Raw genomic sequence first — 24,696 nt, forward strand, 5'->3', positions numbered from 1 at the left:
CAGAGCCCCCTGTGGGAGCGAGCCTGCTCGCGAAGAGGCCGGCACATCCAACATCTTCATTGACTGGGACACCGTCATCGCGAGCAAGCTTTGCTCCCACAGATCTAATGGGTGTACGACCGCAAGAGCCAGGTCGGCTACTAGGCCGCCTCGCGGTGGACGTTGATCTCGGGCGCCCCGTTAACCACGCTGGCTGAACGAAGGTGTTGCGCAGTGGGCAACCCGGCATGGATGCCGGGTTAGCCGCGCAGGGCCATGGATGGCCCTTCGCGGCGGCCCACGGAGCAATGCCTTCGTTCAGGCATGCCGAGCCTAGGCGAGGCACCAAGTGGTGGGGCAAAAGCGTTTTGCTTACTTTTGCGCTCTTCAAAAGTGAGCCGCTGTAAAAGCGGAACCATAAGCGGCCGTCACCGCAGAAATGGATATACACACCAAAGCAACTAAACACCGAGCTTTCTAAAAACCCAAAAAACGACATTTTCCATTTCTGAAAAGAAGCGCCGTTTTTCCTAAGTGAACAGCATTACAGTCGCATCTGGACGTTCAAACCCTCGCAGCGCACGAATTTCACACCCACCTCACGCAGTACGACCACCGAGCACTTCAGCCACCCAATCGGCAATGTACTGACCAGCATTGATACTGTTATCGAAACTCGAATGCTGCACGCCACCCTCACGTTCGGTGAAGACTTTCAGCTCGCGCTTCGGACTGTTGACCAACTGTTCGTAGGTGCGGTGTGCCCACTTCAGCGGAATCTGCGAATCCTTTTCACCGTGGGTGACCAGGAATGGCACCTTGATGCGATCCAGGATGCCGTCCAGATGAACATTCTCGGCGATGGTCATGAACTCATCGGTGTCTTCGGCGCCCCATACCCAGGCCACATGCGACCAGTAATGCGGCACCGGAAAGCTGCCTTCCTTTTCCAGGCGACGTTTTTGCACATCACGCCAATCATGGTTGGCACCCCACACTACGCCGCAAGCGAAGCGCGGCTCAAAGGCGACCGCACGCGGGCAGTAATAGCCGCCGAGCGATACGCCTTCCAGGCCAATGCGTTTGGCATCGACATCGTCGCGGTTTTCCAACCAGTCCACCACGCGGCTGGCCCAATGCTCACTGTCGAAACGCGCCGTCAGGTGATGCAGGCGCAGTGCTTCGCCTGTTCCCGGCTGGTCGATGATCAACGACGACACGCCCCGTTTGGCCAGCCAGGTGGGCAGGCCGACGCGGTATTTCATTTCTTTGGTAGAGTCCAGTCCATTGACCTGTACCAGAATCGGCGCTGGGCCGCTGACGCCTTCGGCACGCACCAGCAGGCCGGAAATGTGTTTGCCTTCGTAAGGGATTTCAACGCGCTCGCAGTTTTCTCGTGCCAGTTCGATACCGCGTTGGAAGGTGTGCAGAAAGCGCTGGTACAGCTCAGTGCGGCCGGGGGCACCATGGGCCTGCAAGCGTTCGCAGCTCAGGTAGTAGGTCGCGGCGCGGTTGTATTTTTCACCGGCAGACAACATTCGACCCTTGCTTTCGTCTTCTTCAGCCAGGCCGCACAGCTTGTCGGCCATGTTCGCCCAGGTCTCTCGGAAGGCCTTGCTGCCAGCGGCGTCCGGTTGCTTGGCGGCCTCCTGCAGCGGCGCGCACATCTCTTCGATTTCGCCGATGCGGGCGCCCATTTCAATGGCCAGGTCGACGGAAAGATTCCACACGTAGTTGGTCGGGAAGTAGCGGAACATGGTTGTTATTGTCCTTGTGCAAGCAAAGGCAGGCGGCCAGGTCCGGCGCGGGAATGGCTAGGCCTGGCGGTTCGAAGCAGGCTAAGGGGAGGCCAATGGTTTGGCCAATCGCGAGTCGGGATGGGAGGTATTGCGAACGCTGATAGAGCGTGTGTGGACCACTGGCCTAAGGGTTTTCTACTCACAGTTCAAGCAGCAAATCCAGATACCTATCATCGTACTTTGCGATTGCTCATAACGCAGGACGCGATTGGTGCCGTTGAGGTACGACTCACTAGAGTTGGCGCTACACCGCGTCGTTGGCTGGAGTCCCGGGCGCGCACAACAACAAGAACAAGGTATCGGCAGATGAGTGAGTCCAAACCCGGCACAGCGATCAGTCTGGGCGCCAAAGGCAGCCTGTTTTTCCACGACGGTGCGAGGAGCCGGACATGCCTGTACTGAGCCGTGTGTTTGGCAATCTATCGGTGGGGGCCAAGCTGTCATTGGGTTTCGGCCTGGTGCTACTGGTGACGTTGGCGGTGGCGGTCACTGCTTTTCATTCCCTGAGTGTGCTGCAGCAGCGCGGTGAACAATCGCGTCAGGCGTCATCGATCCAGGCACTGATCCTGCGTGCGCGTATCGCCGAGAAGGCATTCGCCCTGGATCTTGCTCCGCAACGCCAGGACCAGGTACGCGAGACGATCGGGAAACTGAGTCAGCAACTCGATGCCGAGCCCGACAATAGCGCAGTACGTACGGCCGCTAGCACGTATCTGGAGCAGTTCCTCGGTTATGCCGATTCGTTGCGTCGAGCCCGGGAAGCGCGCCTGCGCATGCAGGCACTGGCGCAGACGGCTGGCGACAGTTTTACCCTGCTGTTTCTCGATCAACTGGATGCGCTCAACACCCGGTTGGGGCAGGGGACACCGCCGGACAGCGATCAGATGGTGCGGCTTGAGCAGACAGCTGCGTTGCGGGACAAGCTCGCCAAACTGCGAGACAGCGAGCTGTACTACTCGCTCGATGGCGAGGAGCGCTACCGCAGCGACTGGGAAATGAGCATGAGTGATCTGCTGGCAGCCATGCAGGCGCTTGATCTTGGCGAGCAGCAAGGCGAGTCGCTGCAGGAGGCGAACACGGCCTTGGGTGACTACCGCAAGGCCTTCGTCGAGTTCGTCGACAGTCGTCGGCAAAGTGCGCAAAGCAGTGCGGCGATGAACGCGCAAACCGAGCAGGTAAGTCAGCTGCTGACCCAGGCCGATGAACAGCAAAGGCAGGCGGTACTGGACGATAATCGCGATGTCGATCGCCAATTGGGTTTGATCACTGTCCTGGCGCTCGCCTTGGGCATTGGCGCCAGCCTGCTGATCCGCCAGTTGATTGTGCAGCCGTTGCGCCAGGCTGTGCAGTTGGTCCAGCGCGTGGCGGCGGGGGACCTGGGTGATCCGCCGTCAGACAGTGGTCGTCGTGATGAGTTGGGCCAACTGTTGGGCACCGTGGGCAGCATGCTGGGCAGCCTGCGTGGCTTGGTCGGGCGCATCGAACGTGGTGTCGGCTCGCTCAACGGTATGGCCGGCAGTCTGGCCGAAGTGACCCAGAGCAACAGCCGTGGTGTTGAGCGCCAACGCCAGGAAACCGAACTGGCCGCCACCGCCATGCAACAGATGGCCGCCACGGCGCAGGAGGTCGCGCGCAACGCGGGTGAGGCCAGCGCAGCGGTGGCGCATGCCGACCAACAAGCGCGTGAGGGCGACGAGCTGGTGCGCCAGGCGGGTGGCAAGATCGACCACCTGGCTGTGGAAATGAGTGGTTGTGCCGAGGCCATGCGGTCTTTGCTGGTGGAGAGCGCGGCGATTGGTGGTGTGCTCGATGTCATCAAGGCGGTGGCCGAGCAGACCAACCTGCTGGCGCTCAACGCCGCCATTGAGGCCGCGCGGGCCGGTGAGCATGGTCGCGGCTTCGCTGTGGTCGCCGATGAGGTGCGTGGCCTGGCACGACGCACACAGCGTTCGACCACGGAAATCGAAGGGCTGATCGTTCGTCTGAGCAGTGTTGCCCAACAAGCCGCCGAGCGCTTGCAAGGCAGCCATGTGCTGAGCGATGAAACGGTGGTGCTTGCCGCACAAGCCTCCCAGGCACTGGCGCGGATTACCCGGGCGGTGTCCAGCATAGAGCAGATGAACCAGCAGATTGCCGCGGCCGCCGAGCAGCAGAGCGTGGTGGCCGAGCAAGTCAGCCAGAGTATGACGCGGGTGCGCGAAGTGGCCGAGGGCAGTGCCAGGGAAAGCCTGCAACTGCAAGTCTCAACGGCCGACTTGCAACAGGTTGGCGGCGAGCTCAAGGCGGCCGTCGGGCACTTTCGTACCTGACCTTGCCTGCTAGTAATGGCCGCTACTACTGCTCCAGCTCGTTGATGATCTGACTGATTTTCGCCCGCAGCCAACGGTGCATCGGATCCCCCTCCATGGTCCGGTGCCAGAGCATGAACTCACGCATCACCGGGATTTTCACCGGTGGTTGCAGGATGCGCAGCGGCAGGTAGTTGGCATAGAGCCTGGCCATGCGCTGGAGCATGGTAGCGACGCGTTGGGTACCGACGATCAGTTGCGGCAGGGTGTTGAAGTCGTGGGTCACCACTTCCATGCGGCGGGTGAAACCGTACTGGCTCATCAGCCATTCTTCGACGCTTAACTGCCGGTTGCGGCCAAAAATCACCGAGACATGACCCATCTCGATGTACTGATCGAGGGTGATGCTGTCGCCCACTTGGGTGTTGCCGTCCCACACCACGCATACATGCTCTTCTTCGAACAGCAGCTGCGATGGGTGGCCTTCGAGGAGGTAGCGCTCAGGCACGATCATCATGTCGGCCTCGCCGCGCATCAGCATTTCGGTGGACGTGTCGCCGGGGCCCAGCAGTTCGAAGGTGATGTGCGGGGCCTCCAGGGAGATCTTCTGGATCACCCGGGCGAACAGGACACTGATCAGATAGTCCGAAGTGATCAGGCGAAAATGGCGCTTGCTGGTGGCGGGGTCGAACACCGGTTTGGCGGTGATCGAGGACTGGATCGTCAGCAACACCTGGCGCACTGGCGCCGCCAGTTCGCGGGCATAAGGCGTGGGCTGCATCTTGCGTCCGACCTGTGCCAGCAGTTCATCTTCGAAGTAGAGGCGCAGCCTGCCCAGTACGCCGCTGGTGGCGGATTGGGTCATGTGCAGGCGTTCGGCGGCGCGGGTGATGTTCTGCTCTTCCAGTAACACATCAAGCGCCACCAGGAGATTGAGATCCAAGTGGTTAAAACGCATGGCGGTCTCGATTCTTGTATTTATTTTGTAAATACCTTCCGACCTTCCTATCGCGGCGTCAAGCCCCATGAGTGGGCGAATCGAGCGATGCCTGTTCGATTTTTCACGGCACTTGGCGCTGTGCAGCCAGGTATCGCATTTGCCGATAGGTCGCATCCCGACAAGCGATTAGTCAGTGCGTTTCTGCCCCTTCAGTATCGGCCCACAGTCGGTTGGCCGTGAGGCTTTATCGACTCCAAGACCCGCCTCGGCAGCGCTTCGCCTGGCACGGCTCCCGTAAGCGGGGTGCTGGCCTGCGCTGAATAATTACAATGGAGTGGTAACTCAATGAACATCATTGGCCTTGATGCCTTGATTTTTGGCGTCGACGACATTCAAGCCTGTACTCATTGCCTGCGTGACTACGGCCTGCTGCCTGTCGATGTCGACAGCGAGGGCGGTCGTTTTGAAGCCCTCGACGGCACTGCCGTGATTATCCGTCGTGCGGACGATGCCCGTCTGCCGGCGGCCATCGGGCCTGCGCCTTCGATTCGTGAAACCGTTTACGGCGTGGCCAGCGCGGCTGATCTTGAGGCCATCGCCGATGAACTGGGGCGCGATCGTCTGGTGACTCGCGATGCCGATGGTTCCGTGCACAGTGTGGACGACATGGGGTTTGCCATTGGTTTCCAGATCAGTGTGCGGCGTGCGTACAGCGCGCCAGCGGACCTGACCAATGCACCGGGCCATGCCCCTCAGCGCCCGGTCAATCAACCGGGCATCAGCCCCGATATGCAGGCCCTGCCACGGACCCTGTCCCACGTGGTGTATTTCGTGCCGGATGCGGCCAAGGCCGAGGCCTTTTACAAGCGCCTGGGCTTCATGACCACCGACACCTTTGTTGGCGCGGGGCCGTTCATGCGTCCCGCCGGTTCCGATGACCATCACTGTTTGTTCATGATCCAGACGCCACCGCACATGAAGGGTTGCGAGCACTTCACCTTTCACATGGGCAGCGGCACGGAAGTGCTGCTGGCCGGGCGTCGCTTCGAGCAGCAAGGCTGGACCAGCTTCTGGGGACCGGGCCGTCACCTCTTTGGCTCCAACTGGTTCTGGTACTTCAACAGCCCGCTGGGCTGCCACATCGAATACGACGCAGACATGGACAAGCACGATGACGCCTGGCAAGCGCGCCAGGCGCCGTTGTCGGCGGATAACTCGCAATTGTTCCTGTTCACTTCCCGGGAAAAATGGTTCCCCAGCGGCCCGCCGCCCAAGCAGGCCTGAGTGCGGATGTCGTCCATGAGTCACGACGCCATTGTTCTCTGTCGCCTGGATGACGTGGTCGAAGGGCAGGCCCGCGGGTTCGATCCCCTGGGCACGGGGAAGGACAGCGTGTTCGCCCTGCGCCATGACGGCGAGGTGCGGGTCTATCGCAACAGTTGCCCGCACCTGGAGGTGCGCCTGGAGTACCGCAAGGACCGTTTTCTCAGTGTCGATGGCAGCCAGATCGTCTGTTACGCCCATGGTGCCCGGTTCCTTCCGGACAGTGGCCTGTGCGTCTACGGGCCTTGCCTGGGGGAACGCCTGAGTGCGCTGCAATGGCATGCAGAGGCCGATTGGCTGGTGCTCGAAGCGGGTCAGTTGGAAGCGTGTGGACCTTAGTTAACGTATCGCGGTTGCTGATACATCGTATCCCTACATGCGATTAGTCAAACGCCTGCTTTGCCGAGAAAGTGAACACAACGCGGTAGCGAATGCGTGCAGAAACAGCCGGTCGTGAAGCCTGGGAACGCTCCGGCAGAACGCTTGCGTGAATAACAAGAATAAGAGTGAGACGAGCATGAACGCAGTGAAAAAGGTGCTTATCGTCGGTGGTGGTATCGGTGGCCTGTGTGCCGCAATCGCTTTGCGTCGCAAAGGCATCGTCGTCGACCTTGTCGAGCTCAAGACGCAGTGGACCGTCTACGGCGTTGGCATCATCCAGCAGAGTAACGTCGTGCGGGAGATGGCCAAGTTGGGTGTACTGGACGGCTACCTGGACGCCGCCTACGCGTTCGAGGATCTGACCATCAATACCACGGCTGGTGAGCAGCTGGCGCGAATCCCCGGTCAGCGCCTGGCTGGCCCCGAGTATCCGGCCAATGTCGGTATTTCGCGCCTGGCCCTGCATCAAGTCCTCAGCGAAACCACTATCGCCCTGGGCGCCTCGATTCGCCTGGGCCTGAGCGTCGAGACGCTGGAGCAGGTGGGCGAGGGCGTTGAGGTGCTGTTCACCGATGGCAGTCGCGGTCGTTACGACCTGGTCGTGGGCGCCGATGGCCTGTACTCAACAATGCGCGGCTTGCTGTTCGGCGAGCAGTACCCGCCGCGCTTCACCGGCCAAGCGGTGTGGCGCTACAACTTCCCGCGCGCCGCTGGAATCGATCATCTGGCCACCTTCCAGGGACCCGCCGGCAATGCCGGGCTGGTGCCGCTGGGTCACGACCAGATGTACCTGTTCATGACCTCCCACGAGCCCGCCAACCCGAGGATGGAGGCTTCCACGCTGGCGACCCAGATGCGCCAGCGCCTGAGCGGTTTTACCGGGCTGATTGGCGAACTGCGCGAGCAGATCAGCGACAGCGAACAGGTGGTCTACAAGCCGCTGGAGGTGGTGTTCGTCCGTGAGCCCTGGTACCGCGGCCGTGTCGTGTTGATTGGCGACGCGGTACACGCCACGACGCCGCACCTGGGCCAGGGCGCCGGCATGGCCATTGAAGATGCCGTCGTGCTTGGCGAAGAGCTGGTCGCCGGTGGCAGCGTCGAACAGCAGCTCGAACGCTTTATGGCGCGCCGTTATGAGCGCTGCAAATTCATCAGCGAAAGCTCGGTGCTGGCCGGAGACAAGGAAATGGCCCACGACAGCAGCTTCGACCGGATCGGTCTGGTCAGGCGGATGCTCGAGGTCACGGCACAGCCTATCTGAGGCGCCGGCAAAACCGAATTCGCTCTCCCATGGATGCTTCATGCCTGTGCAGGCTGGGCCCGGCTCGACTGCGGGCGCCGTTTCACCAGAAGAGCTGACATACAACAACAATAAAGAGGGTTACTTCGATGGCTACTCGCAAGATCGCTGCGTCGCGGCGCGTCCCCTTCACCCTGACCCTCGCGGCCAGCCTGGGGCTTGGCGCTTCGGCTGCCCAGGCCTTTCAGATCGATACCGGCAATCCCGATCTCAGCTTGCGCTGGGATAACACGCTGAAGTACAGCGCGGCCTGGCGTCTCAAGGACCCCAGCAGCAAGCTCAGCCAGGGCCAGACGGCGTTGAACCAGAATGACGGCGATAACAACTTCGGCAAGGGGCTGATCTCCAATCGCCTGGATATTCTTTCCGAACTGGACATTGGTTATCACAACTTCGGTGCCCGCCTGAGCGGTGCCGCCTGGTATGACACGGTTTACCAGGACCGCAACGACAATAACGATGCGGCCAGTGCCAACCAGCGTTCGGTGGGTTTCGACGAATTCACCAGCGACACCCGTCATCTGCATGGCGGTGACGGCGAACTGCTGGATGCCTTCGTCTACTGGAACGGTGAGCTGGCCGACCGTGCCTTGTCGGTTCGCGCCGGGCGCCACGGCCTGATCTGGGGTGAAAGCCTGTTCTTCGGCGGCAACGGCATTGCCGGTGCCATGGCGCCGGTGGACGTGGTCAAGGCGCAATCGGTGCCCAATACCCAGTTCAAGGAAATCACCCGGCCGGTCAATCAGCTCTCGACCGCCTACCAACTGACCGACGATGTGTCATTGGGTGCCTTCTACCAGTTGGAGTGGGAGGCCACCCGCTTGCCGGGCGCCGGCAGCTATTTCTCCACCAGCGATACCATCGGTGAAGGCAATGAACGGCTGATCACTGGCGGACCCTTCCCGGATTTCCTTGGCGGCAATGCCAACAGCCCGGCAGCGTTTTTCCATGGCAAGGACAAGAAAGCCAGGAGCTCCGGCCAGGGCGGCCTGCAGCTCAAGTACAACACCGGGACGACGGATTACGGCCTGTACGCGCTGCAGTATCACGAGAAAACGCCCACGTTGTACTTGAAGCCGAATGCCACCGGGCCGAACTTCAGTACCGGGCAAGTCGGCGAATATTCCTGGGTCTACCCGGAAGATATCCGTGTCCTTGGGGCCAGTTTCGCCACCTCCGTGGACGAGTACAGCTTTGCCGGCGAGGCATCGATGCGCTGGAACATGCCGTTGGTGTCCAACGCCCAGACCGTCCTGGCGGGTGTCGACGCGGACAACAACGATGACGCCTTGTACGCCGTTGGCCGGACGGCCCACGTCAACCTCAACGTCCTGGCGTCGCTGGGCCCTTCCTTCGTCGCCAATGAAGCGAGCCTGACAGGGGAAGTGGCCTGGAACCGCCTGCTGGCCGTGACCAGGAATCGCGCCGCCCTGGACCCTAACGCCACCGATGACGGCCTGGGCCTGAAACTGGTGTACACGCCCACCTATCGCCAGTTTTTCCCTGGCGTCGACATCAGCGTGCCGCTGGGCATCAGCTACTTCCCCATGGGCAAGTCGGCGGTGATCAGCGGGTTCGGCCCCGATAGAGGAGGGGACATGAACATCGGCGTCTCCGCCACCTACCTGGACCAAGTGACCGTGGGGCTGACCTACACCCACTTCTACGGTCCCGAGGACACCAGCCTCAACGCCGCCAACCAGTTCAATTACAAGCAGTCGTTGAAGGACCGGGACTACCTGGCTTTCTCCGTCAAGACCACGTTCTAAGAGGATTTGCGCATGACCATTCAGTTCACTCTAAAGGCCTTGTGCTTAACCCTGCTGGCCGCCGCCGCGCCGATGACCCTGGCCGCCAGCGCTGAACAAGCGGCCGCGCTGGGCAAGACCCTGACACCCTTTGGTGCCGAGAAGGCGGGCAATGCCGACGGCAGCATCCCGGCCTGGGACGGTGGCTACAGCAAGGTCGATCCGGCCTATGTTCCGGGCGGCAAACGTGGCGATCCGTTTGCCGCGGACAAACCCTTGTACAGCATCACTGCCCAGAACCTGGCCAAGTACGCCGACAAGCTCAGCGACGGCACCAAGGAACTATTCAAGCGTTTCCCGGACACCTATCGCATCGACGTCTATCCGACCCGGCGCACGGCGGCCGCGCCGCAGTGGGTCTATGACAACACGTTCAAAAATGCGACCCGCGCCAAACTGGTCGACAGCAGCGCCGGCCTGATCCCCGACGGCGCCTATGGCGGAATCCCCTTTCCGATTCCACAAAACGGTACCGAAGCCATCTGGAACCATCAGCTGAACTGGCGCGGCACCTCGGTGGCGGCGCATTTCCGCCACTATCTGATGACGGCCGACGGTAATCAGGTAATGACCAGCGACGGCCTGTTGACCCAGGAGATGCCCTACTACTTCGAGGAAGGCAGCCCTGAAAACTACTCGGGTGACTACTGGCAGGTTCACTTTGTCAATTCCGGCCCGGCGATTCGTGCCGGCGAACAGATCCTGGGACGCGAGAACATCAACGGCGAAAAATCCCAGGCTCATGTCTATCTGGCCGGTCAGCGCCGGGTGCGCACGTTGCCCAACGCCTGCTGCGATACGCCGACGCCGTCCACCGCCGGGGTCATGTCCTTCGACGAACTGTTCGTGTGGCAGGGCCGTACCGACCGGTTCGACTGGAAACTGGTGGGCAAGCAGGAAATGTATGTTCCCTACAACACCAACAAGGTGCAGACCGCTGCCCAGCCGCAAGACCTGTTCGCCAAACACCATCTGAATCCGGACTACGTGCGTTGGGAGTTGCACCGCGTCTGGGTAGTCGAGGCGACGTTGGCCGCCGGCAAGCGGCACCAGTTGCCCAAAGGTCGCTACTACCTTGACGAAGACACCTGGCAAGCCCTGCTCGGCGACCGTTGGGACGCCAGCGGCCAACTGGCCAAGACCCTCTGGTCCCTGCCTTCCGTACTGCCCGACTTGCCAGCCGTGGTGCAACTGTCTGCCGGTTTTTATGACCTGACTTCGGGGGCGTGGTTTATCCAGAACGTCTACGCCGGATTGCCGGATCAGTATCGCGCGGTGGATCGCTACAAGGCCTCGGAGTTCTCGCCCGCAGCGATGGCCGGTCGCGGCGTGCGTTGAGTCTGAGCTGAGCGTGAAGGGCAGGCCTGTCGGTCTGCCCTTGGGGTGCGAGTGTTTTTCCGAGGTTAGGTTATGAACAGAATCAGTCAGGCGAGCGCTGTGCTCTTGGCCCTGTATTTGCCCTTCGCCGCCACCGAGTGCCTGGCAGGGCCGACTGCCGTGGGCGCGCCACTGAGTACTCCGGCCATGCCGGTGCCGGCGGCGCAGAAGAGCGTATTGATCGATCTGGCGCGGGCCGGCACACGTCTGGTGGCGGTGGGCGAGCGCGGCCTGGTGCTGCTCTCCGACGACAATGGACAAAACTGGCGCCAGGCCTCGGTGCCGGTTTCGGTCAGCTTGACGGCGGTGCAGTTTGTCGATGCGCGCAATGGCTGGGCGGTGGGTCACGCTGGCGTGGTATTGGCCACGCGTGATGGCGGTGAGCACTGGACGCTGCAACTCGATGGCGCGCGTGCGGCACAGCTTGAACTGGATGCAGCCAAGGCTGAACAAGCCACGGCAGCCAACCCGGATGACGCATTGGTACGTGTACAAAATGCCGAGCGTCTCGTCGCCGATGGCGCCGACAAACCCTTCCTGGCACTCGAATTCATCGACGCCCAACACGGGCTGATCGTCGGTGCCTATGGCCTGGCGCTGTGGACCGCGGACGGCGGCGCCACGTGGCAGTCGCTGATGGGGCACATCGCCAACCCGAACGGGATGCATTTGTACGCCATCAGTCATCAGGGAACGCGCTGGTTCCTGGCTGGCGAGCAGGGTTACCTGGCGCGCTCGGATGATGACGCGGTGTCGTTCAGTCAGTTGGAAAGCCCCTATGAAGGGAGTTTCTTCACCTTGCAGAGCCGCGCCGATGGTGCGCTGCTGGTTGGCGGCCTGAGAGGCAATGCCTTTATCTCCAATGACGGTGGCGCAAGCTTCCAGCACCTGTCTGTCCCTATGCCGATTTCTTTCAACGACGCCACCTGCCTGGCCGGCGGCCAAGTGCTGCTGGTCAACCAGGGTGGCGCACTGTTTCTCAATGGTGAGCAGACCGGGGCGACGCTGCAGCCACTGGGCGAGCCCTTGGGCAAACCTGTTTCAAGTGTGATCGAGGCCGCCGATGGCAGCTTGATCGTTGCCGGTTTCACCGGGCTGCAGCGTCTTGCGCAGCCATCCACTGCCGCTTCGGAGTGAGGTTATGACGTCCCCTGGTAATTTTTCCCAGTCCCCCGCGAATGCGTTCGAAAATTTTGATCCGCGTTCCGGTTCGGTGCTCGAGCGAGCCCTGTTCAACCATCGCCTGTGGGTGTTGCTGCTGTGCCTGGCGACCACGCTGGTGTTGGGTTGGCAGTCCAGTCGTGTCGAGCTCAACGCCAGTTTCGAAAAAATGATCCCCACCCATCAGCCCTATATCGCCAACTACCTTGAGCACCAGAGGGAACTGAGCGGGCTGGGTAACTCGGTGCGCATCGCGGTGGTCAACAAGCGGGGCGATATCTACGACAGCGCCTACCTCAAGACGCTGCAGGCGTTGAGCGACAAGATCTATCTGCTGCCCGGTGTCGACCGCGCGTACATGAAGTCGCTCTGGACACCGGCCACGCGCTGGGTGGCGGTGACCGAAGCGGGCCTGGACGGTGGGCCGGTCATTCCGGATAACTACGATGGCGGCGCCGCGAGCCTGGCGGCATTGCGGCGCAATGTGCAACTGTCCAACGAAATCGGCCAGTTGGTGGCGTTCGACCAGGCCTCGAGCATCATCCAGGTACCGCTGCTGCAGCGCACCCCCGATGGCCAGCCGTTGGACTACACCCGGTTGTCGCAACAACTCGAATCGCTGCGCAGCCAGTACCAGAGCGACAGCATCGACATTCGTATCACCGGTTTCGCCAAGAAAGTCGGTGACCTGATCGCCGGCCTGCGGCAGATCCTGGTGTTCTTTGCCGTGGCGATCCTGATCACCGCCGTGGTGCTCTACTGGTACACCCGCTGCATCCGCAGCACCTTGCTGGTGGTGTTCTGCTCGCTGGTGGCAGTGGTCTGGCAGCTCGGCCTGCTGCCGCTGTTGGGCTATCAACTGGATCCCTATTCGGTGCTGGTGCCGTTCCTGGTGTTTGCCATTGGCATGAGCCATGGCGCCCAGAAGATGAACGGCATCATGCAGGACATCGGGCGCGGCATGCACCGGGTGGTCGCCGCGCGCTTCACCTTCCGCCGCCTGTTTCTCGCCGGTCTCACCGCGCTGCTGTGTGATGCGGTCGGCTTTGCGGTGCTGATGATCATCAAGATCCAGGTGATCCAGGACCTGGCGATGATCGCCAGTATCGGTGTGGCGGTGCTGATCTTCACCAATTTGATCTTGCTGCCGGTCCTGCTCTCCTATGTGGGCGTCAGCCGCCGCGCCGCGCGGCTGAGCCTGAAAAGCGAGCACGCTGAACAGGCCGGCCAACATCGCCACGGGTTTTGGCGTTTCCTCGACCTGTTCACCCAGCGGCGCTGGGCGGCGTTGTGCATTGCCTTGAGCCTGGCACTGGCGACGGCGGGCTTTGTGGTCAGCCTGCAATTGAACGTCGGAGACCTGGATGCCGGCGCACCCGAGCTGCGGGCCGACTCGCGCTACAACCAGGATGACGCGTTCCTGACCCGTCATTACGGCGCCAGCAGCGATCTGTTCGCGGTCATGATCAAGACCCCCGCCAGCGCCTGTTCGCGCTACGACATCCTGCGCAAGGTCGATGCCCTCGACTGGCAGTTGCGCACCTTGCCAGGGGTGGATTCGACCAATTCCCTGGCGCTGCTCAACCGCCGGATGCTGGTGGGCCTGAGCGAAGGCAGCCCGAAGTGGTACGAGCTGCAGAACAACCAGGCGATGCTCAACATGGTCACCGCCGGGGCGCCGCGCGGGTTGTACAACGAAGACTGCAGCCTGCTGACGCTGTACGTCTACCTCTCCGACCACAAGGCGCAAACCCTGACCCGCCTGGTGGAGCACGTCGAACAATTCGCCGCGGCGAACAATACCGACGAGGTCCAGTTCCTCCTGGCCGCTGGCAATGCCGGGATCGAGGCGGCGACCAACATCGTGGTCAAGCAGGCCAACCGCGAAATGCTGTTCTGGGTCTACGGTGCCGTGATCCTGCTCTGCCTGATCACCTTCCGCTCCTGGCGCGCCACGATTTGCGCGGTGATTCCGCTGATGCTCACGTCGATCCTCTGTGAGGCGCTGATGGTCTGGCTGAACATCGGCGTCAAGGTCGCGACCCTGCCGGTGATCGCCCTCGGCGTGGGTATCGGCGTCGACTACGCGCTGTATGTGATGAGCATTCTGCTCGGTCATATGCGCCAGGGCACCAGCTTGTCGCAGGCGTACTACCGGGCACTGCTGTCCACCGGCAAGGTGGTGATGCTGACCGGGGTGACCCTGGCGATCGGCGTGGCCACCTGGATGTTTTCGCCGATCAAGTTCCAGGCTGACATGGGCGTGCTGCTGGCCTTCATGTTCGTCTGGAACATGGTCGGTGCACTGGTTCTGTTGCCGGCCCTGGCTCACTTCCTGTTGCCGAGCAAACGTGTCAGCACGGGGCAGGCTGAGGCCAGACCCAGCCACCTGACGAGCCTGCCGCTGATGCCGGCCGTAGCCGAGGAGGGGGCCTGCGTGAAGCACTCGCTGCGCCTGACTTCGGGACACGATCACACGACAACAGCCGCCAATCCCGTCGCGTCATAACAACAAGAAAGGACTTTCCCATGCCTCGTGTATCGCTGTTCCAGCAGTCTCTATGGCTTGACCTTATCGCCGGCCTGAGCGCCTTCGGCATGGCGTTCTGCGCGGCCCAACCTGCGGAGGTGCACGATGAGCGTTGAGCGCCAGGCAGGTTTGCCACAGTCGTTGTTACTGCTACTCGGCAGTTGCCTGCCGGTGCTCGGTGCGGTGCTGCTGGCTCCCATCCTGCCGCGTATGCAGGAGCACTTCGCCGACACGCCGGGTGTAGCCGTGCTGGTGCCCATTGCCCTGACGCTACCGGCATTGATGATTGCGCTGTTGGCACCCGTGGCCGGGATTATCGCCGACCGGCTCGGGCGCAAGCCGTTGCTGATCGGTGCGATGTTTCTCTACACCGTCTGTGGGGTGCTGCCGCTATGGCTGGAGTCGCTAGAGGTCATCGTCATCAGCCGCGCCGGCATCGGTGTGGCCGAGGCGGCGATCATGACCTGCTGCACCACGATGATGGGCGACTACTACAACGGTGCGCGGCGTGAACGCATGTTCGCCCTGCAAATGGTGGCGACCTCGTTGTCGGCGGCGATTTTTATTGCTGTTGGTGGCGTGCTCGGCGAGCACGGCTGGCGCACGCCGTTTGCCCTGTATGGGCTGGGGCTGGTGTTTCTGCCGCTGATGGTCTGGTTGCTGTGGGAGCCGCGGGCGCAGGTCGTCACCGCGACAACAGTGGCGGGAAGGGCATTCCCCTGGCGCCCACTGGCACCGTTGTATGCCCTGGCATTCCTGGCGGGCTTGAGCCTGTTCATCGTGCCGGTGCAAGTCGGTTACCTGCTCAACCTGCTGCATGTCGAAGGCTCGCAGCAGATCGGCATGACCATGGGCGCCAGTCAGTTTGGCGTCCTGGTCGGCGCCCTGAGTTTCCGTCTGTTGCGTGGTGTCCCTGCGCACCGGCAGATGCTCCTGGCTTTCGTCGCGGCCGGTATCGGTGGCGGGCTGCTGGCGGTGGCCGACAGTCATGGGCTGGTGGTGATCGCCGTCCTGATCAACGGCCTGGGCATCGGCCTGATGATGCCGACCCTGCTCACCTGGATCATGAGCCAGGTCGACTTCCAGCAACGCGGACGCGCCGCGGGCGGCTTCACGGCGATGTTCTTTGCCGGTGAGTTCGCCAGCCCGCTGGTGGTGTTGGCAATTACCGGGGGAATGATCAGCGCTTTGCCCGCCGCACTGGGAATCGTCGCGGGTGTTCAACTGTTGGTGGCCCTGGCCTGCATTCGGTTGCGTGGTCGCGGGTCAGCTTTTCCCGCTGCGGTGGCCGCAGACGCCGATCGCTGATCTGCCCATTAGACGCTTCATCAAAATAAGAAAAATGAGGAGAACATCATGAGTTATTTGCTCAACACCTGGTACATCGCTGGATGGGCAGACGAGCTGGCGCAAGGTGGCATGCTGGGCAGAACCATCGTCGAGCAACCCATCGTGTTCTTTCGCAATAGCCAGGGCGCGATCCAGGCGCTCGCCGATCGTTGCCCGCACCGTTTTGCCCCGCTGCACATGGGCAAGATTGTCGGCGACAGCGTTCAGTGTCCGTACCACGGCTTGCGTTTCGATGGCAGTGGCCAATGTACGCACAATCCCCACGGCGATGGGAGTATCCCCAAGGCCGCCTGTGTCCGCGCGTTCGCGGTCGCTGAGCGCCATGGCGCGATCTGGGTCTGGCCTGGAGATCCGAGCTTGGCCAACGATGCGCTGATCCCTGATTTTTCCTTCTTCGAGCAGGCGCCAACCGATGCCAAGGGCCATGGGTATTTGCCTACGCGCGCGCACTACGAGCTGCTGGCCGACAACATCATGGACTTGAGCCACGTTGATTTCCTGCACCCCGATACGCTCGGTGGCGGAGCGTTGTCCAGCACGCGCGCCACCATCGAGGAGTTGCCCAACGATCGCGTGCGCATCAGTTGGTGGGCGCCTGATGATGTGCCTCCACCGGCCTTCGGCGCTCACCTTGAAGATCCGACTCGGGCGGACGTCTGGGCCGAGGTCATCTGGCACGCCCCCGGCCTGATGCTGCTGGGCAGTGGCGCCACGCCTCCAGGGCGCCCCAGGGAAGAGGGGCCCGTGACATGGAACCTGCACCTCATGACACCGCAGGACGGGACCAATACCCATTACTTCTTTGCCAACACGCGCAGTTTCGAGCAGGACAACGCGCAGTTGAATGCCTTCGTCCAGGAAATGTTGATCGGTATTTTCGCCGGTGAGGACAAACCCATGGTCGAGGCTCAACAGCGCCAGATTGGCGAGGTTGAGCTGCTTGGCCTTAACCCGGTGCTGCTGCCAGTCGATGCAGGGGCTGTGCGTTGCCGACGTGTCTTGCGTCGGTTGATCGCCGCTGAACAGCCGATGGGTAGCCAGTGATGATCGATGTCGTTGTGACCCGCAAACGCCTCGAAGCCGAAGGCATCTACAGCTTTGAACTGGCCCCGGCCGAGCATTCCATCCTGCCGGCTTTCAGCGCCGGCTCGCATATCGACGTGCACCTGCCCAATGGCCTGGTGCGCCAGTACTCGCTGTGCAATCACCCTGAAGAGCGCCATCGCTACCTGCTGGGCGTGTTGCTCGACCCGGCGTCTCGCGGCGGCTCGCAGGCCATGCACGAAGATGTGCACGAAGGCAGCCGGCTGCGCATCAGCGAGCCACGCAACCTGTTCCCGCTGGAGCATGCGGCCGGGTACAGCGTGCTGTTCGCCGGCGGTATCGGCATTACGCCGATCCTCTGCATGGCCGAGCGCCTGGCGCGGATCGGCGCGCCTTTCGAGCTGCACTACTGCGGTCGCTCGGCCGGGCGCATGGCCTTTATCGAGTACATCCGCCATTCGGCGTTTGCCAATTGCGTGCACGTTCATGTGGACGATGGTGAGGATGCTCAGCGTCTGGACAGTGCTCGGGTCTTGTCCGTGCCGGCGAGTGACCGTCACCTGTATGTCTGTGGTCCTACTGGCTTCATGGAGCACGTGCTCGGCACGGCTCGCGAGCAGGGCTGGGCCGAGGCGCAACTGCACCGTGAGTACTTTACCGCCGCTGTCCCGACGGGTGAGGCGGGCGGCTTCGAGGTGCAACTGGCCAGCACGGGACAGTGTTTCCAGGTGCCGGCCGCGCTCAGCGTTGCCCAGGTGCTGCTGGAGGCGGGGATCGATATTCCGTTGTCCTGCGAGCAGGGCATCTGTGGCACCTGCATCACGCGCGTGCTGGAAGGCGAACCGGACCATCGCGACATGTTCTTGACCGATGCCGAGCGAGCCCGCAACGACCAGTTCACGCCGTGTTGCTCGCGTGCCAGGAGCGCACGGCTGGTGCTCGATCTTTAAGGTTTTTCCATGAATCCATTTTTACCTGCTGCTGTGCTTCGCCAATTGATTGAGGAGTCGAACATGCAACAACTTCCTGGTTTCAAACGGGTGGTCACCGGGCACGATGCCCAAGGCCAGGCGGTGGTCGCGCTCAGCGGCCCGACGCCTAACAGCTTCGCGCTCAAGGCTGTACCCGGCACGGTCTTCCATGAGATCTGGAACAGTGGCGCCAGCCCGGCCGTGCTGGATAACGGCGATGACCCCACCTGCAAACCGCTTCAGTTGAGCCCGGCACCGCTGGGCAGTGTCATCCGCGTGGTGGATATCCCGCCCGACAGCATGCAGAACCAAATCAGCGCCGAGGAGGCCGCGGCGGCCTTTGCCGAAATTGGCCAGGCCCATGCCGGCACGGGGCAGGCTGATTCCAAGCACAAGCTGATGCACCGCACCGAAACCCTCGATTACGGCGTGGTCACCGAGGGCGAGGTCTGGCTGGTGCTCGATGGCGAGGAGGTGCATCTCAAGCGCGGTGACATCGTCGTGCAGCGAGGCACCAATCACGCCTGGAGCAATCGCACCGAGCAGATGGCCCGCATGCTGTTCGTGCTGCTCGATGGTCGCTTCGCGCCCGAGTTGCAAGGAGAACAGGCATGAAACTCAGTACTCTCAAGAATCACAGCCGTGACGGTCGCCTGCTGGTGGTGTCCCGCGACCTGGCATGGGCGGTGGATGCCAGCGATATTGCCGCGACGCTGCAGGATGCCATTGAGCAATGGCCGAGCGTCGAAACCGATTTGCGCGCGCGGTATGACGCCTTGAATGAAGGCGCGCTGACCGGTGCCTTCGCCTTTGATCCGCAGCAAGCCGCCGCCCCCTTGCCGCGCGCCTGGCAGTGGCTGGATGCCTCGTCTTTCCTCAGTCATGGCGAGCGGATGCAAAAGGCTTTCGGGCTTGACCCGATCGAAGGCGTTGAACACACGCCGCTGATGTATCAAGGCTGTGGCGATGACTTTCTGGGGGCCCACGACGACATCGTGCTGCCCAGTGAAACCCATGGTATCGATTTCGAAGGTGAATTCGCGGTGTTGGTCGATGAAGTCCCGATGGGCTGCTCGGCGCAAGACGCCGTCGACCATATTCGGCTCATCGTGCAAGTCAACGATGTCAGCTTACGTGCGCTCGCCCCCCGTGAAATGAAGACCGGCTTCGGTTTTATCCAGGCCAAATCCTCATCCAGTTTTGCCCCGGTGGCGATCACCCCCGACGAGTTGGGCGAGGCCTGGCGCGATGGGCGTGTGCACTTGCCGCTGAAGGTTGAATGGAACGGCAAGTGGTTTGGCCATGCCCATGGCGGCGCCATGCATTTCGGTTTTCATCAGTTGATTGCCCATGCGGCGCTGACCCGGCGCCTCAGGGCGGGCTGCCTGATCGGGTCAGGAACCGTCTCCAATGCCGACCCAACGGTTGGCGCGGCCTGCATCGCCGAACGCCGTGCCGTCGAGATGATCGAGCAAGGCGCGCCACAGACACCGTTCATGCGCTTCGGTGATCGCGTGCGCATGGAAGTCTTCGACCAGCAAGGGCAATCGGTGTTCGGGGCGATAGACCAGCGTGTCGTGCGTGGAGGCCTCCCATGCGCGTGATGATTACCGGGGCCAATGGTTTTGTCGGCCGGGCGCTGGTGAAACGATTGCTCGAAACCCATGAGTTACAAGGCCGGACGATCAGTGCGTTGATCCTGCTGGATAAAGAGTTAGTGGGCTTTGCTGACGATAAGCGCCTGCGCCGGCATTGCGGCAGTGTGACCGACGCCGCGTTATTGCGCCGTGCGTTGGCCGATGGCATTGATGTGGTTTTTCACTTGGTCAGCGTCCCGGGTGGCGCGGCCGAGCAGCACTATTCGCTGGGCTATCAGGTCAACCTGTTGGCAAGCCTGGAATTGCTTGACCAGTTGCGCGGACAGCCGGGCCGGCCGGTGCTGGTGTATGCCAGCAGCGTGGCGGTGTACGGCGGCGACCTGCCGGCCCGCATGGATGAGCGTGCGGTGCCGAGCCCGCAGTTGAGTTACGGCGCGCACAAGGTGATGGTGGAAATGGCGCTCAACGACCTTGCCCGACGAGGCGAGGTGGACGGTCGCGCCGTGCGCCTGCCCGGCATTGTCGCCCGTCCACGTGAACCCAATGGGCTGCGTTCGGCTTTCATGAGCGATCTGTTGCACGCCTTCGCCGAGGGCCAGCCATATTCTTGCCCGGTTTCGCCGCAGGCACAGGCCTGGTGGATGTCCGTGCGGTGTTGCGTGGATAACCTGCTGCGGGCCGCCGAACTGCCGGCTGCCGAGCTCGGTGAGTCACGCGTCTGGCAATTGCCGCTGCTACACCTGTCCATTGCCCAGGTCATCGATGCCTTGGCCGCGGCCTATGGCCAGGAGCGCCGCGCATTGATCAGCTTCGCTCCGGATGCCGGGCTGCAAGCGTTGTTCGGCAATTTCCCCGCGATGAAAACCCCTCTGGCCCGCGCCCTTGGCTTTCGCCATGACGGCTCGGCAGCCGCCTTGATTCGTAACAGCTTGAACACGGCTACCCCGATGCGTCGTGCGCGTGGGCGGGTGGCGCTTGGAGTGAGCGAAAATGCAATCAACTAAACGCCGCCTGGTGGACCTGTCCGTTACCCTGGACAACAACCCTTACACCGATCCACCGCCGTTGCTACCGAAAATCGACTACATGGACCATCAGCAAGGCTGGCCTGAGATGGCCGCGATGTTTCCCGGCCTGTCCAAGGCGCAACTGCCCGGCGACGAGTCCTGGGCGGCCGAGCGCCTGCAGATCACGACGCACAGCGGTACGCATATGGACGCCCCTTGGCACTACGCCTCGACCACGGACGGTGGCAAGCCGGCTTTCGGCATCGACGAACTGCCGCTGGACTGGTGCCTGCAACCGGGCGTGAAACTGGACTTTCGTCATTTGCCGGATGGCCATGTGGTCAGCGCCGCCGAAGTGCAGGCTGAGCTGGCGCGCATCGAGCACGTCCTCCAGCCGTTGGACATTGTCCTGGTCAACACCCGCGCCGGGGCGCTGTTTGGCCAGCCTGGGTATCTGGATGCCGGGGTCGGCATCGGCCGCGAGGCCACGTTGTATCTGCTCGAGCGCGGCGTGCGCGTGGTCGGCACCGATGCCTGGAGCTGGGATGCGCCGTTCAAGTACACGCGCGAACGCTTCGCCGCCACGGGCGACGCCTCGATCATCTGGGAAGGGCACAAGGCCGGACGTGACATCGGCTACGGCCAGATGGAGAAACTGGCCAACCTGGAATGCCTGCCAGCCCACGGTTTCCAGGTGTCCTGTTTCCCCTACAAGATCAGGCACGCTTCGGCTGGTTTCGTCCGTGCCGTAGCGATTTTCGAGGAATGAGCGTGACTGCGGACGCTGCTTTGACGATTGTCGATCCTCGATGGACATTGTTTGTGCGGGTCGCGGCGGCTGGAAGTCTCAGTAAAGCGGCTGTTTTGCTGGATATGCCGCAGTCCATGGTCAGTCGAAACATTGCGCAGCTCGAATCGCAATGTGGCGAGCGGCTGTTTCATCGTACTGGCCGTGGAGTGCTCCTGACTGAGTTTGGGGAGCAGTTGCTGCCTTGCGTGTCGAGTCTTATCGCGGACGCCGAAGGCCTGGCCGATGACATTCGTACCCGGCGTGGGAAACCCGTGGGGGAGGTGGTCGTAGGGATGCTGCCTTCGGCGGTCCGGCGGTTTGCCGGTACGCTTTTTGCGGCGGTACAAGCACAGATGCCGGGTGTGAGATTGCACCTGATCGAGGGCGCGAGTGCGCAACTCGAAGAGCAGCTGCAGGATGGTCGTCTGGATATGGCGCTGGTCCTGCGCGAGAACGAAGCCAGCATCGGCGAGGCGTATCTACTGGCCAGGCTGGCGCTGCATTTGATAGGGCCCGCCAGTGATCCGCTCCTTGCCGAGCGAGACATTGCGTTAAAGCGGCTATCCGGATTGCCACTGGTAGTCCCGGGACGTCCCCATCTGTTAAGGGCCAGGCTCGATCATCTGGCCGCCGAACAGTGCGTGGAGTTGTGCGTTGCCGTGGAAGCCGACTCCGTCCAGCTCCAGTACGAAGTCGTCGCGGCAGGCGGAGGTTATGCGATTGCCTCTGTGCTGCCGGGCTCGCTGGATCAACGACTGATTTCATCGCGCATTATCGAGCCCGTGCTGGAGCGCTTTGTCGTGCTGGTCGAGTCGCCCCGTCGTCCCTTGACCCGTGCTTCCCGTGAAGTGCGACGGCTGATTTGCAATCTGTCCATGCCATCGATTTGAGCGATAGCTGCTTTGCATCCCCAGCAGTATTCGGTGGGGGGCGCGCCTCGTAGGGTGTCAGTCAATCAACGACTGATCCCCGATTGCGAGGTTAGCGCTATGCATCACGCCCAAGAACCCCAAGTCATTGCCCCGACGCTTTTTCTCAGCGACGCCGATGTTGCCTCGCTCGCTGACTGGAGCACAGCCGTTGCCGCGCTCGCGCAGGCGTATGCCTGTCCCACGACGGATGCCATGGTGCCGCCTCGTTCCATGGCCCGCGGCGACGGTATCTGGCTGCGCAGTTTGACTGCTGTACCTCCCGCTGGCGGCCAGATGGGCTGCAAGTTGATCGCGGCCTCCATGCGGGCGCGCTGCGCCAGCTACCTGATTGCATTGTTCGACCAGCAAACCATGGCGCTCAGTGCCCTGATCGACGGCAATCGGGTGACGGGCTTGCGCACCGCTGCAACCGCTGCGCTGGCGGTTGATCTGCTGGCGCCTCAACGAGCGCTGCGGGTGGGCGTGATTGGTGCCGGGTTTGAGGCGCGTGGCGCGCTTGACTGCCTCAAGGCCGTGCGCGATGTCGCCCGTGTCCGGGTGTTCAGTCCAACGCCCGCGAGCCGCGAGCGATTTGCCGAAAGCTTCAGGCCGGGGCTGGATATCCAAGCAGTGAACACTGCGCAAGAAGCCGTGCAGGACTGCGATGTGGTGATCTGTGCCGCACGCAGTCGTGACGAGTCTCCAGTGTTGCAAGGGGCATGGCTTTGCGCAGGCGTGACGGTCGTGTCGTTGGGTTCCACCTTGCCTGAGCAACGGGAGGTTGACCCGGTCACGATGGAGCGAGCCGTCTGCATCGTCGCGGATATGCCGCAAGAGGTACTTCACGATACCGGCGACGCCATTGCTGCGATCAGTGCCGGTGTTTATGTCGCCGACAAATTAGTCGCGCTGTCGGATCTGGTCGCGGGTCGCGTCAATCCGCGCCAGAAAGAAAGCGACATCGTTCTCTACAAGTCAGTTGGCTCGGCGCTGCAGGATGTCGTCATCGCACAAGCGTTGTACGAGCGCGCCAGGCAACAAGGCCTCGGCATCGAGCTGCCTGCCAGCATTGTCCCTGTCTCGAAATAACCCCTCCACTGTTCGAAGGAAAATCATCATGGCTACTTACAAGAAAGCTGACGCCCGCGCCTGGGCTCGTGAAAACCTGATGGGCTGCTCGGCTGTCACCATCCCAAGCTTCAGTGCTGATCTGAAGCGTCTCAATGAGCGTGGCATACGCCACGACATCGAGCATACGGTTGGACTGGGTTACAGCAGCACGTTGCTGTGCAGCGAACTGGCGATCTCTGCCCAGGAAAACGCTCAATTCACCGCCTGGGCGCGTGAGTCGGGGAAAGACCTGATCCTGTTCTTTCACGCGGCTTTTGGCACGCTTGCCGAGAACATCGAGGCGGTGAAACTCGCTGAGAATGCCGGTGCCGACATCGTCCTGCTCTCCTATCCACCGCAGTTCTGGCCGACCAGCGAGCAGGAAATCTACGACTACACCAAGTCGTTCTGCGACGCGACGGACCTGGCCGTCATGCTCTTCCCGATTCCGCTCTGGGGCTTTGAGCGCGTGCATCCGGCGGGTATGTCGTTGGAGTTGGTCCGTCGCCTTCTGGCCGATTGCCCGAATATCGCCGCCATCAAGTCCGAGCAAGGATTTCCGTTGCCGGCGGGCATTTGCGAGATGTACTACCACTTCCGTGATCAGGTGGTGATCAGTTGCCCGATCGAAGCTGACGCAATCCCGTTGATGAGCCTGATGAAGCTGCAGTTTTCCGGCACCAGCAACACCGCCTGGATGAGCGACTACTACCCGAAAGCTTTCGAACTGGCCCGCACGGGCCGCTTCGAAGAGGCGATGGAACTGTATTGGAAGGTCAACCCGGCACGCAGTGCCAATGGCGCCGCCGCGCAAAGCTATGCCGGCGGCACCGGGGTGCTCAATCGCACGATGTGGAAATACCAGGACTGGCTCGCCGGCTTCAACGGCGGCCCACTGCGTGCCCCGGCGATGCGCGTGCCGGATCGCCTCATGAAGTCTTTGCGCCAAGGGCTGGTTGCGGCGGGCCTGCCGGTGACTTCGGACCCGGATAGCGCCTTCATGATCGGGCGTCACCCTTGCTGATTAAG

The 24,696-nt window shown here is 62.0% G+C and carries 20 protein-coding genes and 1 pseudogene; 19 read left to right on the forward strand and 2 right to left on the reverse strand.

The window, feature by feature from the left end; translation table 11 throughout:
• Positions 1 to 578: 578 nt before the first annotated feature.
• Positions 579 to 1,736 carry an alpha/beta hydrolase family protein gene (locus tag Q7F16_RS00005; protein WP_409555347.1) on the reverse strand — a complete coding sequence of 386 codons (1,158 nt, stop codon included), beginning with the start codon at positions 1,734 to 1,736 and terminating at the stop codon, positions 579 to 581.
• Positions 1,737 to 2,932: 1,196 nt separating this feature from the next.
• Between Q7F16_RS00005 and Q7F16_RS00010 the strand changes: the two are divergent.
• Both Q7F16_RS00010 and Q7F16_RS00015 read left to right on the forward strand, forming a co-directional pair.
• A pseudogene (locus Q7F16_RS00010) lies at positions 2,933 to 3,229 on the forward strand (HAMP domain-containing protein); the annotation flags it as partial.
• A gap of 57 nt (positions 3,230 to 3,286) precedes the next feature.
• A complete protein-coding gene (locus Q7F16_RS00015; RefSeq protein ID WP_409555607.1) occupies positions 3,287 to 4,087 on the forward strand; it encodes a methyl-accepting chemotaxis protein in 801 nt (266 codons plus the stop codon).
• Positions 4,088 to 4,112: 25 nt separating this feature from the next.
• Here Q7F16_RS00015 and Q7F16_RS00020 read toward each other — a convergent pair whose 3' ends face one another.
• Positions 4,113 to 5,024, reverse strand: coding sequence for a LysR family transcriptional regulator (locus Q7F16_RS00020; protein ID WP_046062833.1), 912 nt, complete (start codon positions 5,022 to 5,024; stop codon positions 4,113 to 4,115).
• Positions 5,025 to 5,351: 327 nt separating this feature from the next.
• Between Q7F16_RS00020 and Q7F16_RS00025 the strand changes: the two genes are divergently transcribed.
• The 17 genes from Q7F16_RS00025 (at position 5,352) to Q7F16_RS00105 (ending at position 24,691) form a co-directional block, all read left to right on the forward strand.
• Positions 5,352 to 6,290, forward strand: coding sequence for a VOC family protein (locus tag Q7F16_RS00025; RefSeq protein ID WP_409555348.1), 939 nt, complete (start codon positions 5,352 to 5,354; stop codon positions 6,288 to 6,290).
• A 15-nt stretch (positions 6,291 to 6,305) separates the two neighbouring features.
• On the forward strand, positions 6,306 to 6,668 hold the full coding sequence (locus Q7F16_RS00030; protein WP_046062906.1) for a Rieske (2Fe-2S) protein: 363 nt from the start codon (positions 6,306 to 6,308) through the stop codon (positions 6,666 to 6,668).
• A gap of 178 nt (positions 6,669 to 6,846) precedes the next feature.
• The gene (locus Q7F16_RS00035; RefSeq protein WP_079301930.1) at positions 6,847 to 7,971 is read left to right on the forward strand and encodes an FAD-dependent oxidoreductase; all 1,125 of its coding nucleotides are present in this window, start codon (positions 6,847 to 6,849) and stop codon (positions 7,969 to 7,971) included.
• Positions 7,972 to 8,099: 128 nt separating this feature from the next.
• Positions 8,100 to 9,779 (forward strand): DUF1302 domain-containing protein, encoded by a 1,680-nt coding sequence (locus Q7F16_RS00040; protein WP_409555349.1) that lies wholly within the window; start codon positions 8,100 to 8,102, stop codon positions 9,777 to 9,779.
• Positions 9,780 to 9,791: 12 nt separating this feature from the next.
• Complete coding sequence (locus Q7F16_RS00045) at positions 9,792 to 11,156, forward strand: DUF1329 domain-containing protein (protein WP_409555350.1); 1,365 nt, start codon at positions 9,792 to 9,794, stop codon at positions 11,154 to 11,156.
• A gap of 72 nt (positions 11,157 to 11,228) precedes the next feature.
• Positions 11,229 to 12,332, forward strand: coding sequence for a WD40/YVTN/BNR-like repeat-containing protein (locus tag Q7F16_RS00050; protein ID WP_409555351.1), 1,104 nt, complete (start codon positions 11,229 to 11,231; stop codon positions 12,330 to 12,332).
• 4 nt (positions 12,333 to 12,336) lie between these two features.
• Complete coding sequence (locus tag Q7F16_RS00055; protein ID WP_409555352.1) at positions 12,337 to 14,865, forward strand: efflux RND transporter permease subunit; 2,529 nt, start codon at positions 12,337 to 12,339, stop codon at positions 14,863 to 14,865.
• A gap of 126 nt (positions 14,866 to 14,991) precedes the next feature.
• A complete protein-coding gene (locus tag Q7F16_RS00060; RefSeq protein ID WP_409555353.1) occupies positions 14,992 to 16,194 on the forward strand; it encodes an MFS transporter in 1,203 nt (400 codons plus the stop codon).
• Positions 16,195 to 16,242: 48 nt separating this feature from the next.
• A complete protein-coding gene (locus Q7F16_RS00065) occupies positions 16,243 to 17,280 on the forward strand; it encodes a Rieske 2Fe-2S domain-containing protein (protein WP_409555354.1) in 1,038 nt (345 codons plus the stop codon).
• Positions 17,280 to 18,230 carry a PDR/VanB family oxidoreductase gene (locus tag Q7F16_RS00070; RefSeq protein ID WP_409555355.1) on the forward strand — a complete coding sequence of 317 codons (951 nt, stop codon included), beginning with the start codon at positions 17,280 to 17,282 and terminating at the stop codon, positions 18,228 to 18,230. Before Q7F16_RS00065 ends, Q7F16_RS00070 begins: the two co-directional genes overlap by 1 nt.
• Before the next feature lie 63 nt (positions 18,231 to 18,293).
• A complete protein-coding gene (locus Q7F16_RS00075) occupies positions 18,294 to 18,866 on the forward strand; it encodes a cupin domain-containing protein (protein WP_046062823.1) in 573 nt (190 codons plus the stop codon).
• Positions 18,863 to 19,855, forward strand: coding sequence for a fumarylacetoacetate hydrolase family protein (locus Q7F16_RS00080; protein WP_046062822.1), 993 nt, complete (start codon positions 18,863 to 18,865; stop codon positions 19,853 to 19,855). Before Q7F16_RS00075 ends, Q7F16_RS00080 begins: the two co-directional genes overlap by 4 nt.
• Positions 19,846 to 20,853, forward strand: coding sequence for an NAD-dependent epimerase/dehydratase family protein (locus tag Q7F16_RS00085; protein WP_409555356.1), 1,008 nt, complete (start codon positions 19,846 to 19,848; stop codon positions 20,851 to 20,853). The genes Q7F16_RS00080 and Q7F16_RS00085 overlap by 10 nt, the downstream gene beginning before the upstream one ends.
• The gene (locus tag Q7F16_RS00090; protein WP_079304120.1) at positions 20,840 to 21,625 is read left to right on the forward strand and encodes a cyclase family protein; all 786 of its coding nucleotides are present in this window, start codon (positions 20,840 to 20,842) and stop codon (positions 21,623 to 21,625) included. Before Q7F16_RS00085 ends, Q7F16_RS00090 begins: the two co-directional genes overlap by 14 nt.
• Positions 21,622 to 22,536, forward strand: coding sequence for a LysR family transcriptional regulator (locus tag Q7F16_RS00095; RefSeq protein WP_046062819.1), 915 nt, complete (start codon positions 21,622 to 21,624; stop codon positions 22,534 to 22,536). Before Q7F16_RS00090 ends, Q7F16_RS00095 begins: the two co-directional genes overlap by 4 nt.
• 99 nt (positions 22,537 to 22,635) lie before the next feature.
• Positions 22,636 to 23,646 carry an ornithine cyclodeaminase family protein gene (locus tag Q7F16_RS00100; protein WP_079304122.1) on the forward strand — a complete coding sequence of 337 codons (1,011 nt, stop codon included), beginning with the start codon at positions 22,636 to 22,638 and terminating at the stop codon, positions 23,644 to 23,646.
• A gap of 28 nt (positions 23,647 to 23,674) precedes the next feature.
• The gene (locus tag Q7F16_RS00105; RefSeq protein WP_409555357.1) at positions 23,675 to 24,691 is read left to right on the forward strand and encodes a dihydrodipicolinate synthase family protein; all 1,017 of its coding nucleotides are present in this window, start codon (positions 23,675 to 23,677) and stop codon (positions 24,689 to 24,691) included.
• Positions 24,692 to 24,696 lie beyond the last annotated feature (5 nt).

This window comes from Pseudomonas sp. Lb2C2 (genome assembly GCF_052112205.1).
GTDB classification, from domain to species: domain Bacteria; phylum Pseudomonadota; class Gammaproteobacteria; order Pseudomonadales; family Pseudomonadaceae; genus Aquipseudomonas; species Aquipseudomonas kilonensis.

What these genes read in the sequence shown, in the direction of transcription:
- Q7F16_RS00005 (WP_409555347.1), bottom strand. Translation starts at nt 1,736, where the DNA reads ATGTTCCGCTACTTCCCGACCAACTACGTGTGGAATCTTTCCGTCGAC.
- Q7F16_RS00015 (WP_409555607.1), top strand. Translation starts at nt 3,287, where the DNA reads ATGGCCGGCAGTCTGGCCGAAGTGACCCAGAGCAACAGCCGTGGTGTT.
- Q7F16_RS00020 (WP_046062833.1), bottom strand. Translation starts at nt 5,024, where the DNA reads ATGCGTTTTAACCACTTGGATCTCAATCTCCTGGTGGCGCTTGATGTG.
- Q7F16_RS00025 (WP_409555348.1), top strand. Translation starts at nt 5,352, where the DNA reads ATGAACATCATTGGCCTTGATGCCTTGATTTTTGGCGTCGACGACATT.
- Q7F16_RS00030 (WP_046062906.1), top strand. Translation starts at nt 6,306, where the DNA reads ATGAGTCACGACGCCATTGTTCTCTGTCGCCTGGATGACGTGGTCGAA.
- Q7F16_RS00035 (WP_079301930.1), top strand. Translation starts at nt 6,847, where the DNA reads ATGAACGCAGTGAAAAAGGTGCTTATCGTCGGTGGTGGTATCGGTGGC.
- Q7F16_RS00040 (WP_409555349.1), top strand. Translation starts at nt 8,100, where the DNA reads ATGGCTACTCGCAAGATCGCTGCGTCGCGGCGCGTCCCCTTCACCCTG.
- Q7F16_RS00045 (WP_409555350.1), top strand. Translation starts at nt 9,792, where the DNA reads ATGACCATTCAGTTCACTCTAAAGGCCTTGTGCTTAACCCTGCTGGCC.
- Q7F16_RS00050 (WP_409555351.1), top strand. Translation starts at nt 11,229, where the DNA reads ATGAACAGAATCAGTCAGGCGAGCGCTGTGCTCTTGGCCCTGTATTTG.
- Q7F16_RS00055 (WP_409555352.1), top strand. Translation starts at nt 12,337, where the DNA reads ATGACGTCCCCTGGTAATTTTTCCCAGTCCCCCGCGAATGCGTTCGAA.
- Q7F16_RS00060 (WP_409555353.1), top strand. Translation starts at nt 14,992, where the DNA reads ATGAGCGTTGAGCGCCAGGCAGGTTTGCCACAGTCGTTGTTACTGCTA.
- Q7F16_RS00065 (WP_409555354.1), top strand. Translation starts at nt 16,243, where the DNA reads ATGAGTTATTTGCTCAACACCTGGTACATCGCTGGATGGGCAGACGAG.
- Q7F16_RS00070 (WP_409555355.1), top strand. Translation starts at nt 17,280, where the DNA reads ATGATCGATGTCGTTGTGACCCGCAAACGCCTCGAAGCCGAAGGCATC.
- Q7F16_RS00075 (WP_046062823.1), top strand. Translation starts at nt 18,294, where the DNA reads ATGCAACAACTTCCTGGTTTCAAACGGGTGGTCACCGGGCACGATGCC.
- Q7F16_RS00080 (WP_046062822.1), top strand. Translation starts at nt 18,863, where the DNA reads ATGAAACTCAGTACTCTCAAGAATCACAGCCGTGACGGTCGCCTGCTG.
- Q7F16_RS00085 (WP_409555356.1), top strand. Translation starts at nt 19,846, where the DNA reads ATGCGCGTGATGATTACCGGGGCCAATGGTTTTGTCGGCCGGGCGCTG.
- Q7F16_RS00090 (WP_079304120.1), top strand. Translation starts at nt 20,840, where the DNA reads ATGCAATCAACTAAACGCCGCCTGGTGGACCTGTCCGTTACCCTGGAC.
- Q7F16_RS00095 (WP_046062819.1), top strand. Translation starts at nt 21,622, where the DNA reads ATGAGCGTGACTGCGGACGCTGCTTTGACGATTGTCGATCCTCGATGG.
- Q7F16_RS00100 (WP_079304122.1), top strand. Translation starts at nt 22,636, where the DNA reads ATGCATCACGCCCAAGAACCCCAAGTCATTGCCCCGACGCTTTTTCTC.
- Q7F16_RS00105 (WP_409555357.1), top strand. Translation starts at nt 23,675, where the DNA reads ATGGCTACTTACAAGAAAGCTGACGCCCGCGCCTGGGCTCGTGAAAAC.